Source organism: Thiobacillus denitrificans (assembly GCF_001530125.1).
In the GTDB taxonomy this organism is placed as follows: Bacteria; Pseudomonadota; Gammaproteobacteria; order Burkholderiales; family Thiobacillaceae; genus Thiobacillus; species Thiobacillus denitrificans_C.
Window position 1 is genome coordinate 56,610 of the sequence record NZ_LDUG01000014.1, and the last position, 16,677, is coordinate 73,286.

Annotated in this window: 12 protein-coding genes; 7 read left to right on the plus strand and 5 right to left on the minus strand. The window is 66.9% G+C overall.

Annotated features, from left to right (window positions below; translation table 11 throughout):
* Positions 1-268 precede the first annotated feature (268 nt).
* The 7 genes from ABW22_RS03740 to yrfG all read left to right on the plus strand — a co-directional run bounded on the left by ABW22_RS03740 (position 269) and on the right by yrfG (position 9,948).
* Positions 269-2,008, plus strand: coding sequence for an autotransporter assembly complex protein TamA (locus ABW22_RS03740; RefSeq protein WP_059752067.1), 1,740 nt, complete (start codon positions 269-271; stop codon positions 2,006-2,008).
* A complete protein-coding gene (locus ABW22_RS03745) occupies positions 2,005-5,727 on the plus strand; it encodes a translocation/assembly module TamB domain-containing protein (protein ID WP_059752069.1) in 3,723 nt (1,240 codons plus the stop codon). The genes ABW22_RS03740 and ABW22_RS03745 overlap by 4 nt, the downstream gene beginning before the upstream one ends.
* A 219-nt stretch (positions 5,728-5,946) precedes the next feature.
* Positions 5,947-6,690: a 5'/3'-nucleotidase SurE gene (surE, locus tag ABW22_RS03750; RefSeq protein ID WP_059752070.1), complete on the plus strand. Its 744-nt coding sequence runs from the start codon at positions 5,947-5,949 to the stop codon at positions 6,688-6,690.
* Positions 6,675-7,355 (plus strand): protein-L-isoaspartate(D-aspartate) O-methyltransferase, encoded by a 681-nt coding sequence (locus ABW22_RS03755; RefSeq protein WP_059752072.1) that lies wholly within the window; start codon positions 6,675-6,677, stop codon positions 7,353-7,355. The genes surE and ABW22_RS03755 overlap by 16 nt, the downstream gene beginning before the upstream one ends.
* Positions 7,356-7,426: 71 nt before the next feature.
* Positions 7,427-8,311 carry a peptidoglycan DD-metalloendopeptidase family protein gene (locus ABW22_RS03760; RefSeq protein ID WP_059752090.1) on the plus strand — a complete coding sequence of 295 codons (885 nt, stop codon included), beginning with the start codon at positions 7,427-7,429 and terminating at the stop codon, positions 8,309-8,311.
* Positions 8,308-9,258: an RNA polymerase sigma factor RpoS gene (gene rpoS, locus ABW22_RS03765; protein ID WP_059752074.1), complete on the plus strand. Its 951-nt coding sequence runs from the start codon at positions 8,308-8,310 to the stop codon at positions 9,256-9,258. Before ABW22_RS03760 ends, rpoS begins: the two co-directional genes overlap by 4 nt.
* A gap of 33 nt (positions 9,259-9,291) precedes the next feature.
* Entirely contained in the window at positions 9,292-9,948 is a 657-nt protein-coding gene (yrfG, locus tag ABW22_RS03770) for a GMP/IMP nucleotidase (RefSeq protein WP_059752075.1), read from the plus strand.
* Between the two features lie 12 nt (positions 9,949-9,960).
* Here the strand turns inward: yrfG and ABW22_RS03775 are convergent, their stop codons facing one another.
* The 5 genes from ABW22_RS03775 to ABW22_RS17200 form a co-directional block, all read right to left on the minus strand.
* The gene (locus ABW22_RS03775) at positions 9,961-13,122 is read right to left on the minus strand and encodes an efflux RND transporter permease subunit (RefSeq protein WP_059752077.1); all 3,162 of its coding nucleotides are present in this window, start codon (positions 13,120-13,122) and stop codon (positions 9,961-9,963) included.
* A complete protein-coding gene (locus tag ABW22_RS03780) occupies positions 13,119-14,606 on the minus strand; it encodes an efflux RND transporter periplasmic adaptor subunit (RefSeq protein WP_059752079.1) in 1,488 nt (495 codons plus the stop codon). The genes ABW22_RS03775 and ABW22_RS03780 overlap by 4 nt, the downstream gene beginning before the upstream one ends.
* On the minus strand, positions 14,603-15,862 hold the full coding sequence (locus tag ABW22_RS03785; RefSeq protein ID WP_082708498.1) for a TolC family protein: 1,260 nt from the start codon (positions 15,860-15,862) through the stop codon (positions 14,603-14,605). Before ABW22_RS03785 ends, ABW22_RS03780 begins: the two co-directional genes overlap by 4 nt.
* Positions 15,863-15,922: 60 nt before the next feature.
* Positions 15,923-16,276 carry a hypothetical protein gene (locus ABW22_RS17195; RefSeq protein WP_157648540.1) on the minus strand — a complete coding sequence of 118 codons (354 nt, stop codon included), beginning with the start codon at positions 16,274-16,276 and terminating at the stop codon, positions 15,923-15,925.
* Positions 16,277-16,348: 72 nt separating this feature from the next.
* Positions 16,349-16,510, minus strand: coding sequence for a hypothetical protein (locus tag ABW22_RS17200; RefSeq protein WP_193393275.1), 162 nt, complete (start codon positions 16,508-16,510; stop codon positions 16,349-16,351).
* Positions 16,511-16,677 lie beyond the last annotated feature (167 nt).

Sequence of the window (16,677 nt, forward strand, 5' to 3'; positions counted from 1 at the left end):
CCATTGCCCACGTCTTACAAAGAAACTATCAGGACGGAGTGGCTATATTGGGCGCATCCTGCCGATCACGCGCCATCTCTGGATGACCGCTTCCACTCTCAACCGGACTGTCTGTACGAATACCCTGACGGTCCGTTCCTGGCCGGCACCGGTCCCTCGGCGCCAACGCTCAATCGTATCCGTCGTCCGCTTATTTCGCTCATGGTTTTTGCCCGATTCCAGTGCACCCCCTAGAATGAGCTGACGACTTTATTTTTTGTGGGCTGTCTTGCCTCCTCGCCTTTTCAAAGTCTTGGTGTTCCTTGCCGCGCTGTGCGCGACGCCGGCGCACGCCCTGACGGTGGAGGTGGAGGCGCCGGAAGAACTCAAGCCACTGTTGGTTCAGTACCTGGAAGCGGCGCGCGCGGCGCGGCTGGGCGAGGTGCTGGACGAGGCGGAACTGGAGCGGTTGCGCAGTGTGAGTGCGGGAACCGCGCGCGAGTTGCTGGCGACGGAGGGGTATTTCTCGCCGCAGATCGACAGCAGCTTGACGCAGGTGGGGAACGACTGGGTGCTGCGCTATAGGGTGACGCCGGGGCCACGCACCCGGGTCCGCACGGTGAAGATCGACTATGCCGGGGCGCTGGCCGATGCGGGCGAGGCGGGGCCGCGATTGCGCGCGCGTTCAGAGCCCAGTTTCACGCTGCAGCCGGGGATGCCGTTTCGCCAGGCCGACTGGGATGCGGCCAAGGTGGCGCTGCTGCGACCGCTGCTGACTGTCCGTTATCCTGCTGCGCGTCTGGCGGCGAGCGAGGCGCGTATCGATCCTGCGGCGCAGGCGGCGGATTTGACGGCGACGGTGGACAGCGGACCAGCGTTTTTTTACGGTGAACCGGCCATCAGCGGCAGCCAGCGTTACCCCGAGTCGATCATCCGCAATCTGAGCCCGCTGAAGCCGGGCCAGCCGTATCGCGTGCAGGATCTGCTGGACTACCAGGCGGCGCTGGATATGAGCGGCTATTACGCGCAGGCCACGGTGCGCATCGAGCCCGATCCCGCGCTGGCGGCGGCAGTGCCGATCCGGGTGGACGTGGTCGAGCGGCCGGAAAAATTGTTCAGCGTGGGCGCTGGCATCAGTACCGACACCGGCGCGCGGGTGCAGGCATCGTGGCTGCATCGCGACATTCTGAATCGCGGAATGCGCCTGAAGCTCGATGCGCGCCTGGAAGCCGCGCGGCAGACCGGGGGGGCGGAGCTGGCCTGGCCGCGCAATGCCAGAGGCTACGAGAACAGCTTGGGGCTGCTGCTCAAGCAGGAAGACATCGAGGGACAGGAAACGCGTGCCACCGTGCTGGCAGCCAAGCGCAGCCGCACGCGCGGGCAGATCGAGACGACGCTGTCGCTGCAGTTCCAGACGGAAGAACTGGAAATTGGCGATGTGGTGAGTGCGAGCAACCAGGCGCTGACCGCCAATTATGCGTGGACCCAGCGCACGATTGGGCGCGCCTTCTATCCGCGGCGCGGCCATGTGCTCACGCTGCACGGCGGCGGCGCGTCCGAGGCGCTGTTGTCCGACACCAGCTTCATCCGCCTGTACGGGCGTCACACCCAGTATTTCCGCGCCGGCGACAACGGGCGGCTGATCCTGCGCGGCGAACTCGGCAGCGTGCTGGCGGATACACGCAACGGCATCCCCACCGATTTCCTGTTCCGTGCCGGTGGCGACAACTCGGTGCGCGGCTACGCCTACCAGAGCCTGGGGCGCACGCTGGAAGGCGGGGTGGCATCGGTGCGTTATCTCGCCACCGGTAGCGTCGAATACCACCATTTCTTCGAAGGCAACTGGGGTATAGCCGTGTTCGTCGATGCAGGCGACGCGGCCGACAACCTCGGCGCCCTGTCGCCGGTGTTCGGTTATGGCGTCGGCGCGCGCTACCGTTCACCGGTGGGGCCGATCAACCTCGACCTGGCGTATGGCGAGGCCACCCAGAAGTTTCGCCTGCATTTCTCGCTCGGGGTGTCGTTTTGAGGCGCGTTGCCTGGGCGCTGGCGTCGCTCCTGGCCGGTTTGGCCGTGCTGGTTCTGGCCGTGTGGTGGCTGACCAGCACGGCCACGGGATTCTTGTGGCTGGCGAAACAGGCCACGCCGCTGAGCGATGGCCGCCTGGTGCTCGAAGGGGTGGAAGGTCATTTGGGCACGTCGGTCCACATCCAGAAACTGATCATCACGACGGACATGCAGCGCATCACCCTGCAACAGGTACGACTGGACTGGCAACCCCGATCGCTGTGGCATCGACTGATCGAGATCGACTTGCTGGCTGCGCAACAGGTGCGGCTGGACATTCTTAAAAAAGATCCGACCCCCCCGGCCTATCCTGGCACCTTGCGCTGGCTGCTGGATATCCGGGTGGCCGCATGGGATGTGGCGCAACTCGATGTGGTCGATATGGGGCAGACACTGAGCTTCAACGCGCTGCATGGCAAGGTGGATGGCAGGGGCGACCGCTTTGACTTGATTGCCGCAGCCGGGACGCCGTGGGCGGACGTGGATGGACAGTTCGGTATCCAGAAGGATGCACCGTTCAAATTGCAAGGCCAGTTCAACGCGATCCGGAGCACGCCCGTGCCGGTGCAGGCCGCACTCGGACTGACCGGCGAACTGGCGGCGATTGAGTTCAAGCTGGACGCCCTGGCTGAAGGCATGAATGTCATGGCACGCGGCGTGGCGGCGCCATTTGCGAAAGTGCGTCTGCCCCGGCTGCTGGTGGCCGGCGAGGGGATCGATCCGCGCCAGTTCTTGGCGGACGCGCCGAGCGCCGATCTGGCGTTTTCCGGCGTGTTCGAAGGCCAGCCGGGCGAACGCCTGCTCGGCACCTTCAGCCTGTCCAACCGGCTGGCCGGGCGGCTCGACCAGGATCGCCTGCCGCTGGCCAACCTGACCGGCGCGGTGCTGGGCGACGCCACGCACGCCGACTTCAGTTCATTGGCCATTGATCTTGGCGCGGCCGGGCAATTTACCGGCGACGGCCAGTGGCGCGACGGCCGCTTTACGGTGAATCTGGAAAGCCCGCGTCTGAACCTGGCCGGGTTGCACGGCGACCTGAATGCCACCCGAATGCGTGCCGTTTTACAGCTGACGGGCGACGCGGCGCGCCAGACGCTCAGCGGCGAGGTCAGCGAGACCTGGGGGCAGGGCCGCTTTACGCTCAGCCATACCGACGCGGCCTTGCGGCTGGAATCGGCCAATTTCTCTGGTCAGGCAGGACGCCTGACTGCGAAGGGCGAACTGCGGCTCGATGCCGGCCGTGCGTTTTCCGCCGAATTCGACGCCGCGCAAATCAACCCGGCGCGCTTCGGCAAATTTCCGCGCGGGCGGCTGAATGCGCGCGGCCAGGCAAGCGGCACGCTGCTGCCCGAACTGCGCCTGCAAACCCGGTTCACCCTGCCACCGGGCGAGCTCGAAGGCCGCCCGGTCACCGGACAAGGCCGGCTGCGCTACGAAAACCGGCATCTGGCCGACGCCGACATCGACCTCAATCTGGCCGGCAACCTGGCCAAGGTGAAAGGCGCCTTTGGCCGCGCCGGCGACCGCCTCAACTGGGATATCGACGCGCCCGCACTGGCGCGCCTCAAGCTCGGCCTGGCCGGCCGCCTGACCAGCACCGGCAGCGTCAGCGGCGACCCCGGCCAGCCGCAGATCGAGGCGGTACTGGCCGCCAGCGGCCTGCGCCTGCCGAACGACATCGCTGCTGATGCGCTGAACCTGCAGCTCAATCTGCAGGCTGCCGCCAACGGTATGTTCAGCGGCCAGTTCGATGCGCGCGGCGTGCAACTGGCCGGGCAGCGCCTGAGTGTCGTTCACGCCAACTTGCAGGGCCGCCGCAAAGCCCACACCCTGACGCTCGACGCCCGCATGCCCGATTGGCGGGGGACGGCAAGCCTGGCGGGCGGGCTGGATGCGAGCCAGGTCTGGCGCGGCCAATTGAATCAGGCCGTGGCGCAGGGACCCTGGCCGATGCAACTGATGGCGCCCGCCACCCTGCTGCTGTCGCGCGAACAGCAGCAGGTGAGCAATCTGGCGCTGACGCTGGCAGGCGGCCGCTTGAGCGTCGAGCAGTTCAGCCGCCAGGGCACGCAACTGGCCAGCCGCGGCGCGCTCGCCAACCTGCCGCTGGCGCCGCTGGTGGCGCTGCTGGAAACCGAGCCGCCTTTCACCACCGATCTCAGGGTTGATGGCGACTGGAATCTGCGCGCCGGAGATACCCTCGACGGCCAGCTGCGGCTGCGCCGTCAGTCGGGCGATGTGCGCATGAAAGAGCCGGCGCAGAGTCTGGGGCTGACGACGCTCGTACTCGACCTCGACGCCGTGGCCAGCCGCGTCACGGCTCACGTCGAGGCAGCCAGCCGCGAAGCCGGCCAGCTGCGCGCCGACGGACGAGCGACGCTGCTGCGCGAGGGCGCCTTCTTCACCCTGCCGCGCACTGCGCCGCTGGCGTGGACGGCGCAGCTTGACGTGCCCGACCTGCGTCTGGTCAGGCTCTTCATTCCAGTCGGCATCCGGGCCGACGCCCGCCTCAACGCCCAGCTCACGGGCAGCGGCAGTCTGGCGGCGCCGCGCATCGACGGCCAGATTGCCGCCGACGCGATCCGGTTTTCCATGCCAGAAGAAGGCGTATCGATCACTGACGGCACGCTCAAGCTCATCCTGGCCGACGATCGCGTGCGGGTGCAGGAAGGCGTGCTCTACGGACAAAGCGGACGCATCGGGGTAAGTGGCGAGGCGCAATTCCGAGACCCGCAGGCCAGCCTTGCGCTCACCTTCGAAAAATTCGCCGTCACCAACCGCAGCGATCGGCGCGTGGTGATTTCCGGCGTCAGCCAGCTCGCCTTCAGTCAGCAGCGGCTGCGTCTGGAAGGCGAGTTGCGCGCGGACCGCGCCCGCATTGAAATCCCGGAAGCCGGACGCCCCAGGCTGTCGGCCGATGTGGTCGTCGTCGGCCAGCCGCCGCGTGAAAAAACCGCTGCCCAGCGTATCCCGCTGCAGCTCGACCTCAAGCTCAATCTGGGCGACGATTTCCTGTTCAAGGGCGCCGGTCTCGACGCGCGTCTGGGCGGCCAGTTGCGCGTATACACCGTGAACGAGGTGCTGCGCGGCGAGGGGCGCATCCAGGTGGTCGAGGGACGCTATGCGGCCTATGGGCAATCACTCGTCATCGAGCGCGGCGTGCTCAGCTTCATCGGCCCGATCGACAACCCCGGGATCGACGTCCTGGCGGTGCGCAAGACGCCCACGGTCACGGCCGGCGTGCAGGTCCGGGGAACGGTGCAGCGCCCGCAGGTGACGCTGTATTCCGATCCGCCGCTGCCGGATACCGAGAAGCTCTCCTGGCTAGTGCTGGGACATGGTCTGGGCAAGGGCGGGCAGCAGGAATTTGCATTGCTTCAGATCGCCGCCGGCGCACTGCTGAGCCAGACGGAATCGGTGAATTTTCAGGCACAGCTTGCCGAGGCACTACGCATCGACACCTTCGACGTGCGGGCGGGCGAGGGCGAAGATCTCACCAGCACCGTGGTCAGCGCCGGCAAGCGGCTGTCCTCGCGTGCGATACTGAGCTACGAGCAGAGCCTCGACGGGCTGAGCCAGGTGGTCAAGGTGCTGTACCAGCTGTCGCCACGGGTACGGCTCGAAGCGCAGGCGGGCCAGCAAAGCAGTTTCGACGCGTTCTACACCCGGGAATACGACTGAAACTGGAGAATCCGCGAAGGCCGAAAAGAGATCAAGGCAGAGCCGGCGATCAAGTGCAATCGCCCCACTAATGGACTTCGCGTCCTTCGCGGATAGATATGCGGTTTCCAGGCTGAACCGATCAAATCGGGATGGTAGAATCGGGCGCATGTTTGACGTCCGCATCACCGCTATGAATTCCCTGTGCCGATTGCCTGCCCTGTCCGGAGGCGGCCACTGATGCGCATCCTGCTGTCCAATGACGATGGTTATTTCGCGCCCGGCCTTGCCGCGCTGGCGCAGGCGCTGGCGCCGTTGGCCGACATTACCGTGGTGGCGCCCGAACGCGACCGCAGCGGCGCGTCCAATTCGCTCACGCTCGACCGCCCGCTGATGCTGCGCCAGGCCCCGGGCGGCTTTTATTACGTCAACGGCACCCCGACCGACTGCGTGCACCTGGCCGTTACCGGCATGCTCGATCACATGCCGGACATGGTGATTTCCGGTATCAACCACGGCGCCAACATGGGCGACGACACCATCTATTCCGGCACGGTCGCCGCTGCCACCGAAGGCTATCTGCTCGGCATTCCGTCGATTGCGGTCTCGCTCGCCAACCACAATGCGCAGCACTTCGACACCGCCGCGCGCGTGGTGGTCGAACTGGTGCAGCGCATCCAGGCGCAGCCGCCGGCCGAAGCGATGCTGCTCAACGTCAACGTGCCGGATCGTGGCTGGGTCGAGTTGGGCGGCCTCCGCGTGACCCGGCTGGGCAAGCGCCACAAGGCCGAATCGGTGGTGAAAACCACCAACCCGCGCGGCCAGATTGTCTACTGGGTGGGCGCGGCGGGCTTGGCGCAGGACGCCGGCGAGGGCACCGACTTTCATGCCATCGCCAACGGCTTCGTTTCGATCACCCCGCTGCAAATGGATTTGACCCGTTTTAGCCAGATGGACAGCGTGAACGCATGGCTGAAATCCTGAACCCGCGCGCCGGCATCGGCATGACCTCGGCGCGCACGCGCGACCGCATGATCGAGCGCCTGCGCGAGCAGGGCATCCGGGACGAAATCGTGCTGGCGGCGATGGGCATGGTGCCGCGCCACCTGTTCGTCGACCAGGCGCTGGAGTCGCGCGCCTACGAAGACACCGCATTGCCGATCGGCTTCGGTCAGACCATTTCCAACCCCTACATCGTGGCGCGCATGGCCGAACTGGCCCGTCATGGTGAGAACAGACACGGCCAGTCGCTCGGGCGCGTGCTGGAAATCGGGCTGGGCTGCGGCTATCAGGCCGCGGTGCTGGGCAAGCTGGCGCGCGAGGTGGTGTCGATGGAGCGCATCGCCGCGCTGGTCGGCAGGACGCGTGTGCGGCTGCGCGAACTCCGAATCAACAACGTCAAGCCCAAGCACGGCGACGGCATGCATGGGGCGAAGGATTTCGCGCCGTTCGATGCCATCGTGATTGCGGCCGCGTTTGCCGAGGTGCCGCAGGCCCTGCTGGCACAACTGGCCGACGGCGGACGCCTGGTGATGCCGCTCGGTCATGCCACGCAGACGCTGTGCGTGGTGGAACGCCAGGGCGATGCCTACACCGAGCGCCTGCACGAAGGGGTGAAGTTCGTCCCCCTGCTGCCCGGGGTGGCGTAATGAAGACGGCTGCCTGGGGTCGCGTGATCGGGAGGGCTGGCGGAGGGCGCGCATCGGTCGCCGGACTGGGCATGTTGCTGCTGGGACTTGCTGCCTGCACCTCGCCCGGGCCTGCGCCGGTGAGCGACCGGGGGCAGGCACGCACGGCGGTCAAGCCCGTCACGCCAGTCACGCCACCGATTGCGCCGTCCACCAATGGCCTGCATACCGTGCAGCGCGGCAATACGCTGTATGCCATCGCCTTTGCCAACGGCCTTGATTATCGCGAGATCGCCCTCTGGAACCGACTCGAATCACCCGATCGCATTCTGGTTGGCCAGGCGTTGCGGCTGACGCCGCCGCCGGGTGCGGTCGAAATCAAGCCGCTCGACGACGAGCCCGCACCGAGCGCGCGCCCGCTGGATGCGCCATTGGATGCGCCGCTGGCAGGGCCGCCCGTGCTGCGCGAACCGCAAGCGGTGTTGCTGCCGTATTCCGAGGCCAACTGGGCGAAAGTGTCGGGTGCGCCGGTGACGGTAGTCGCGCCCGCTGTGGTCAGGCCGGCACCTGTCGCAGCGATGCCGCCGGCGCCTGCCGCAAGCGGGCTGGTCGATACCTGGCTGTGGCCGGCCGAAGGCATGCTGGCCGGCCATTTTGGCGCGGCGGGCGGCAAGGGCATCGACATCGTCGGGCAGCGCAATGCGCCGGTGATCGCCGTGGCGCCCGGCAAGGTGGTGTATAGCGGCAGCGGCCTGCGCGGCTATGGACAGCTGCTGATCGTCAAGCATGCGGGCGAGTTTCTCTCGGCCTATGCGCACAACGAAACGATCCTGGTGAAGGAAGGCGACACGGTGACCGCCGGGCAGAAGATTGCCCTGATGGGCGACAGCGGCGCCGACCGGGTGAAACTGCATTTCGAGATCCGCCGTTATGGCAAACCGCTCGATCCCCTGATCTATCTGCCGGAGCGCTCATGAGCACGGATCCCCGCGATGAATCGGATGACCTGACGCCTGACGAGGCAGAAGCCGAAGCAGCGCTGCGGGCGAGGGCAGACAGCAGCGATGAGCTGGCGTCGGCCATCCTCGGCGAGCCGCAGGTCGACGTCACCCAGCTGTATCTCAACGAAATCGGCCAGGCACCGTTGCTGACTGCGGCAGAGGAAGTCGCGCTGGCGCGGCGCGTGGTCGAGGGCGACTTCGAGGCGCGCCAGACCATGATCGAGCGCAATCTGCGGCTGGTGGTCAACATCGCCAAGCATTACGCCAACCGCGGGCTGACTCTGCTCGACCTGGTGGAGGAGGGCAACCTCGGCCTCATCCACGCGCTGGAAAAATTCGACCCCGAGCGCGGCTTCCGCTTTTCCACCTATGCCACCTGGTGGATCCGTCAGAACATCGAGCGCTCGATCATGAACCAGTCGCGCACCATCCGCCTGCCGGTGCACATCATCAAGGAACTCAATATCTATCTGCGTGCCAGGCGTCATCTGGAAACGCACGGCGTCGCCGACGCGACGTCGGACGACATCGCCGCACTGACCGGGCACCCGGTCGCGGATGTGCGCCGCATCATGCAGCTGAACGAGCGGGTGGCCTCGCTCGATGCGCCGCTCGACGTTGATCCCACGCTGTCGCTGGGCGAGGCAATCGCCGACGACAACGCCCACCTGCCGGATGAAATGCTGCAGTTGGAGGAAATCGAGCACCACGTCCACGAATGGCTGACCCAGCTCAACGACAAGCAGCGCTGGGTCATCGAGCGGCGTTTCGGCCTGAACGGCTGCGCGGCCTGCACGCTGGAAGACCTGGCGCTGGAGCTGCAGGTCACCCGCGAACGCGTGCGGCAAATCCAGATGGAATCCCTGCGCGTGCTGCGGCAGACATTGCGGCGGCGCGGCATCTCCAGGGACGAACTGTTCTGACGTGACGCCAGGATGCTATGCGGTAACGCTGCAATGATCGACTGGTCGCGAATCGACACCGTCTTCCTCGACATGGACGGCACCCTGCTCGACCTCTATTTCGACAACCATTTCTGGCTGGAGCACATGCCGCGCCGCTATGCCGAATACCACGGCCTCGCGCCGGAAGTGGCGCGTGCGCATCTCAGCGCGCATTACGCGCGACACAGCGGCACGCTCAACTGGTACTGCCTGGATTTCTGGAGCAGCGAGCTCGCGCTCGACATCGTGCAGCTGACGGAAGAGGTCGCGCACCTGATCGCGGTGCGCCCCGACGTGCCCGCCTTTCTGCAGGCGCTGCGGGCGTCCGGGCGCCGCGTGGTGATGGCGACCAACGCACATCCCAAGAGCCTCGGCCTGAAAATGCGCGAAACCCGCATCGACGCCTATTTCGACGCGCTGATCTCGTCCCATCAAGTCGGGCTGCCCAAAGAGCACCCGGATTTCTGGCAGAGCCTGCAGGCGATCGAACCGTATGACAAACACCGCACCCTGTTTGTCGACGACAGCCTGCCGGTGCTGAAAAGTGCACAGGCCTACGGCATCGCGCAGCTGCTGGCGGTGTGCAATCCCGATTCACGCCAGCCGCACAAGGATTGCGGCGAGTTCGCCGCCATCACCAGCTTTGCGCAGGTGATGCCGGACGCGTGATCGCGTTTCGCGTCATGTTTTGTCGCCGGTGAGTGGCGTGCTGCCGGCCGCCGCGCGCGCGGCGCGGCGGCGCATCAGCCAATAGGCCGCCGGGACGACGAACAGCGACAGCAGCGGCGCGCTCACCATGCCGCCGATCATCGGGGCGGCGATGCGGCTCATCACCTCGCTGCCGGTGCCGCTGCCGATCATGATCGGCAGCAGGCCCGCGACGATCACCGCCACGGTCATGGCTTTGGGTCGCACGCGCTGCACCGCGCCTTCGCGGATCGCATCGAGCAGGCCCGCCTCGCCGGCCTGCCCGGTTGCCTGCTGCGCAGTCCAGGCGTTTTTCAGGTACAGCAGCATGATGACGCCGAATTCGGCGGACACGCCGGCCAGCGCGATGAAGCCGACGCCGGTGGCGATCGACAGGTGATAGCCCATCGCGTAGAGGAACCACACGCCGCCGGTGAGGGCGAACGGCAGCGTCGCCATGATGAGCAGCGCCTCGTCGATGCGGCGGAAGGTGAGGTAGAGCAGCACGAAGATGATCGCCAGGGTGGCCGGCACCACGGCTTTCAGCCGCGCGTTGGCGCGCTGCATGAATTCGAACTGGCCGGAGTAGGCGATGCTCATGCCGGGTTCGAGCTTGACGCCGGCAGCCACAGCCTGCTGCAGATCGGCCACGATGGACGCGAGATCGCGCCCGCGCACGTCGACGTAGACCCAGCCCGACAGCCGTGCATTCTCGCTTTTCAGCATCGGCGGCCCCTCGCTGAGCCTGACCGCAGCCACCATGCCGAGGGTGATCTGGCTGCCGCCGGGAGTGAGGATGGGCAGCGCGGCGAGCTTTTCGGGCGTGTCGCGCCATTCGCGCGGGTAGCGCACGTTGATCGGGTAACGCGCCAGCCCCTCGACGGTTTCACCGATGTTTTCGCCGCCGATGAGGCTGGCCACCACCGATTGCACATCGGCGACGTTGAGGCCGTAGCGCGCGGCGGCGGCGCGATCGATGACGATATCGACGTAGCGTCCGCCGGTGAGCCGCTCGGCGAGCGCGGACGACACCCCGGGCACCGTGCTGGCGATGCGCTCGACCTGTTGCGCGACGCGGTCGATGTCGGCCAGGTTGGCGCTGGCGATTTTCACTCCGATCGGGCTCTTGATGCCGGTGGCCAGCATGTCGATGCGGTTGCGGATGGGCGGCACCCAGATGTTGGCCAGCCCTGGCACCTGGACCGCGCGATCGAGTTCCTCGACCAGCTTTTCCGGCGTCATCCCCGGCCGCCATTCTTCGCGCGGCTTGAACTGGATGATGGTCTCGAACATTTCCAGCGGCGCCGGATCGGTGGCGGTCTCGGCGCGTCCGGCTTTGCCGTAGACGCTCGCCACTTCGGGCACGCTGCGGATCTGGCGGTTGGTCTGCTGCAACAGTTCGGACGCCTTCTGCGCCGACAGCCCCGGCAGCGCGCTCGGCATGTAGAGCAGGTCGCCTTCGTCGAGCGGCGGCAGGAACTCCCCGCCGAGTCGGCTGATCGGCCAGGCCACGCTGAGAAACACCAAGGCGGCGACGACCAGGGTGGTTTTGGGGTGTGCGAGCACCGCGTCGAGCAGCGGCCGGTAGCCGCGGATCATCCAGCGGTTGAGCGGGTTTTTTGCCTCGTCGGGGATGCGGCCGCGGATCCAGTAGCCCATCAGCACCGGCACCAGCGTTACCGACAGCGCGGCGGCGGCCGCCATCGCATAGGTCTTGGTGAAGGCGAGGGGGCCGAACAGGCGGCCTTCCTGCGCTTCCAGGGTGAACACCGGAATGAAAGACAGGGTGATGATGAGCAGCGAGAAAAACAGCGCCGGGCCGACCTCGCAGGCGGCCTCGACGATCACCCGCCAGTGCGCCTCGCCCTGCAGGGTTTTCCCGGGGTGCTCGCGCTGCCAGGCCTCGATGTGCTTGTGCGCGTTTTCGATCATCACCACCGCGGCATCGACCATCGCGCCGACGGCAATCGCGATGCCGCCGAGCGACATGATGTTGGCGTTGACGCCCTGCTGACGCATGACGATGAAGGCGATCAACACCCCCAGCGGCAGCGAGATGATCGCCACCAGCGAAGAGCGCAGGTGCCACAGGAACAGCGCGCACACCAGCGCCACCACGATGAATTCCTCGATGAGCTTGTGGCTGAGGTTGTCGATGGCGCGGTCGATCAGTGCGCTGCGGTCGTAGGTGGTGACGATTTCGACGCCCGGCGGCAGGCTGGTCTTGAGCGTTTCAAGCTTTTCCTTGACCGCCGCGATGGTGACGCGCGCGTTCTTGTCCGAACGCAGGATCACCACGCCGCCGACGGCCTCGCCCTCGCCGTCGAGCTCGCCGACGCCGCGCCGCATTTCGGGGCCGATGCGGATCGTTGCCACATCGCCCAGCGTCACCGGCGTGGTGTCCGCGAGCATCAGCGGGATGGCGCGGAAGTCGGCCAGCGTTTCGAGATAGCCGCTGGCGCGCACCATGTATTCGGTTTCGGCGAGTTCCAGCACCGCGCCGCCGCTCTCCTGGTTGGCGTCGCGAATGGCGGCGATGGCCACCTGGTGCGGGATGCCGTAGGCGGCAAGCTTCACCGGGTCGAGCACCACCTGATACTGCTTGACCATGCCGCCGATGGTCGCGACCTCGGCCACATTCGGCAGGGTTTTCAGCTCGTATTTGAGGAACCAGTCCTGCAGGGAACGCAGCTGCGCCAGGTCGTGACGGCCGGTTTTATCCACCAGCGCGTACTGGTAAATCCAGCCGACGCCGGTCGCGTCCGGCCCGAGGGCGGGCTTGGCGCTAGCGGGCAGCCGCCCCTGCACCTGGTTGAGATACTCCAGCACGCGCGAGCGCGCCCAGTACAGGTCGGTGCCGTCCTCGAACAGCACATACACGAAGCTGTCGCCGAAAAACGAGAAGCCGCGCACCGTCTTCGCGCCGGGCACCGACAGCATGGTGGTGGCGAGCGGGTAGGTGACCTGGTTCTCGACGATCTGCGGTGCCTGCCCGGCATAGGGCGTGCGGATGATGACCTGCACGTCGGACAGGTCGGGCAGCGCGTCGATCGGCGTGGTCTTCACCGACCACACGCCCCAGGCCACGACGAACAGCGTCGCCAGGAGCACCAGAAAACGGTTCGTCACCGACCAGCGGATGAGGTTCGCGATCATTTCGCGCCCCCGGTCTTGTCGAGCTTCTCGACCAGCAGCCCGTCGTCGGTCTGGCGCACGCCGACCCGCACCCGGTCGCCGGCTTTCAGCCCGTGCGCGAGTTCCGGGCGGGCCAGCGGAAACACCATCGTCATGCCCGGCATCGACAGCGATTCGAACGGGCCATGCGCGAGCGTCGCTTCCTCGCCGTCGATGTCCTCGATCACCGCGTCGGCTTCATGCAGCGGCGCAGCGGGCGCGCCGCTTCCCGGCGCGGGGGACAGTCGGTCGAGCACGCCCTGCAGGCTGGCCTCGGAATCGATCAGGAACTGCCCGCTGGCGACCACCTGCTGGCCTTCGCTGAGCCCCGTCAGCACTTCGGTGCGATCGTTCGCCTGGCGGCCGAGTGTGACCTCGACCGGGCGGTAGCGCCCGTTGTCTTCCGCCACGATCACCAGCGCGCGGCGGCTGCTGCGGATCACCGCTTCGGTCGGCACGGTGAGCGCCTGCACGGGCGCGCCTGCGATCTGCACCTCGGCGCTGAGGCCGGGGCGAATGCGCCCGTCGCGGTTGGGCAGCTCGATGCGCACGGTGAGCGCGCGCGCCGCCGGGTCGACGCCCGGAAGGATGGCGATGACCCGCCCCGTGACGGTTTCGCCGGGGAACGCGGCGAACCGCGCCTCGGCGCTTTGCCCCGTCCGCACCAGGGCCGCCTGCGCTTGCGGCACCGCCACATTGAGCCACACGCTCGCAATGCCGTTGATGCGCGCCAGCGTCTGTCCGGCGGAGAGCGTCATGCCGGGCCGCACGTCGAGCGTCTGTAGTTCGCCGCCGATGGGCGCGGTGATCGCGATGCGGTCCTTCATTCGGCCGCTGGCCTTCACCTCGCGGATCAGCCGTTCCGGCATGCCGGCGAGCCGCATCCGCGCCTCGCCGGCGGCGCTCAGTTCGGCGTCGCCGATGGCTTTCAATGCCAGGTATTCCTGTTGCGCCGCTGCCCACTGCGGCACCAGCAATTCGGCGATGAAGGCGCCCGCGCCGATCACGTCGCCCGGCGCCAGTCGCGCCACCCGTTCGACGTAGCCGCCGCTGCGCACCTGCACGATGGCGATGTCGTATTCGTTGTAACGCACCACGCCGGTGGCGTGAATCGTGTCCGAGATGTTGCTGCGCAGGACGGGGGCGAGTCGCATTCCCAGGTTCTGCGCGACGCTGGGGTCAATGCTCACGCTGGCGGCGTCGCCGCCCTCGTCGGCGTATTTGGGCACCAGTTCCATGTCCATGAAGGGCGATTTGCCGGGCTTGTCGAATTGCTGTGCTGGCACCATCGGGTCGTACCAGTAGAGCACGCGGCGTTGGTCGGTGGAGGTCGCCTTGGTGTCCGGCGCGGCGGGCGACGGGTGTTGGGACTGCGACCACAGCATGCCGCCCGCCGCGCCAAGCGCGATCAGCACGACGGCGGCGACGAGACGCCCGACAAGCGGTTTGAGAGCAGGGGTGTTCATGGCTGGACTCCGGAGTCGTCGGGTTGGGCGTAGGTGAAGTGGAGGCGGGCGGCCATCTCGTCGCGCGCCCCCGCAAGTTCGATGGCCTTGAGTTGGGCGTCGATGCGCGCACGCCGGGCGGCGATCAGTTCGGCCAGATTGCCCTGGCCACCGCGCCAGGCGGCCAGCGTCAGCGACACTTTCTCTTGCGCCAGCGGCAGCAGCACCTCGTGCTGGCGTGCCAGCGCCCGATCGAGCCGCCGATACTCGGCCAGATCGGCGTCGAGTTCGGCGGTGTGGGCGCGCAATTGCGCCTGGTAATCGGCGTCGAGCGCGGCGCGCTCGGCCACGCGCGCGGCAATCAGCGGACGCTGGCGGGTGGACGCGAACACCGGCAGGTCAAACCCGAGTTCGATGCTGGCCATGTTGCCGAACTGCGAAGCGCGCTGCTGGTACACCAGCCCCAGACTCCAGTCGGGACGGGTGGCCGCCCGTGCAGCATCGATTTCGGCGTCGAGCACGCGCGATTCCTGGCTGTACAGGGCCAGTTCGGGATGCTGTTCGAGGCGATGCGCGAGGCGGGCGTGGTCGATCGGCCACTTCGGCGGTGCACCCGCGAGCGGCCAGTCGGCGGCGTCGCCAATCCAGCGCCGCAGCGCAGCGATGGCCTGGGCGCGACGCGCGTTGAGCAGGTCCTCGCGTTCGGCGATCAGCGCGGCTTCCTCGCGCGGCAGCACGACATCGCTCGCCATGCCGCCGCCGCCCGCCAGGCGCGCACGGACCGCGGCGTCGAACAGGCGGTTTTCATCATAGAGCGCGGCGATGTGCCGCAGCTGCGCCTCGGCGCTGTGGCGCTGGATCCACGCCTGCGCGGTTTGCTGCAGCACGGTCTGGCGCACCACCTGCATCCCGGCCTCGGCCAGTCCGACACGCCCCCTCGCCGCGCTGGCACGGGCGCCGCGCTTGGCGGCGTTGGGGAACGCCTGCATCACGCCGATTATGCGCATGGTCATGGGGTCGCTGTCCAAGCTGAAGCGATCGGCGCCGTCGACCGGCACGTTGGCCAGCCCCAGCGTGAGTTGCGGGTCGGGCAGGGCGCCGGCCGGAATCGCGTTCTGGCGCGCCGCGGCTATCCTGCTCGCGCTCGCCGCCAGCGCCGGCGTTTCATGCAGCGCCCGCGTCAGCGCATCGTCAAAGCCGAGCGGGGCGGCGGTCGCACCCGCTATCCATCCCGCCCACAAGGGGGCGGCAAGCCAATAAGGCAGTTTGAAAAACATGGTCATGCTCCAGCATTGGATGACGCGATGCGCCATATTCCGCGCCGGATGGCGCGGGGCTCAGCTGAGGGGGATTTGCGGGGTGGGCGGTCGCCAGAGCGCGACCAGCAAGTCGGACTGCGGCCACATTGGGGTCGTGGCATGGGCCTGGAAGACAGCCGGCAGGGGCGGAACGAAGGCGCGGGTGCTGATCGCTGGATGGCCGCCGCATTTGCAGGACAGGTCGGATGAACAGCGTGAGCCTTGTCCATCTTCATCGTGGCAGCAGTCGTGTGCTGCAGTCGCCGTGGTTTCGACGCTGGTCGCTACCTCCGCCATCGGGCAGCAAGCGGTTGTCGGCATCACGCCCGCCAGCACCTGTGCCGGGAGGGCAAGCGCGATCAGGAAGGCGAGGAGTACTCGAAGCGAACGCATGTCCAAGTCTGTGCGGGGCCGGCTTGTCCTGTCAAGGCAAGTTTGCTGGCCGGCAGGGGTGGGTTCGTGACACTAGACGCCCGACTCGGGCAGACTTTGCCCCAGTTCGACTTCGAGTTGTTGCAAAGCCCGTTGCGCTTCGGAATGGGTCGAGTCCAGCATCAGCACCCGTTGGAGCGCATGGAGGGCTTGATCGGTTTTCCGCAGGCCGAGACTGGCGCGTCCCATGGCCATCTAGTTCTACTGTGTTATAAATAATGCGATGATTCAGGCATAGGAATTAGCGAGGTGGAGGCTACATGGGGCTGAGTCTTGAATCGCGGTTTGAAGCGTATTGCGACGAACTGGTAAAAGCGCTGTCGCATGCGGACCGTAGTCAGCCAGCGCGCTGGTATCTGAAA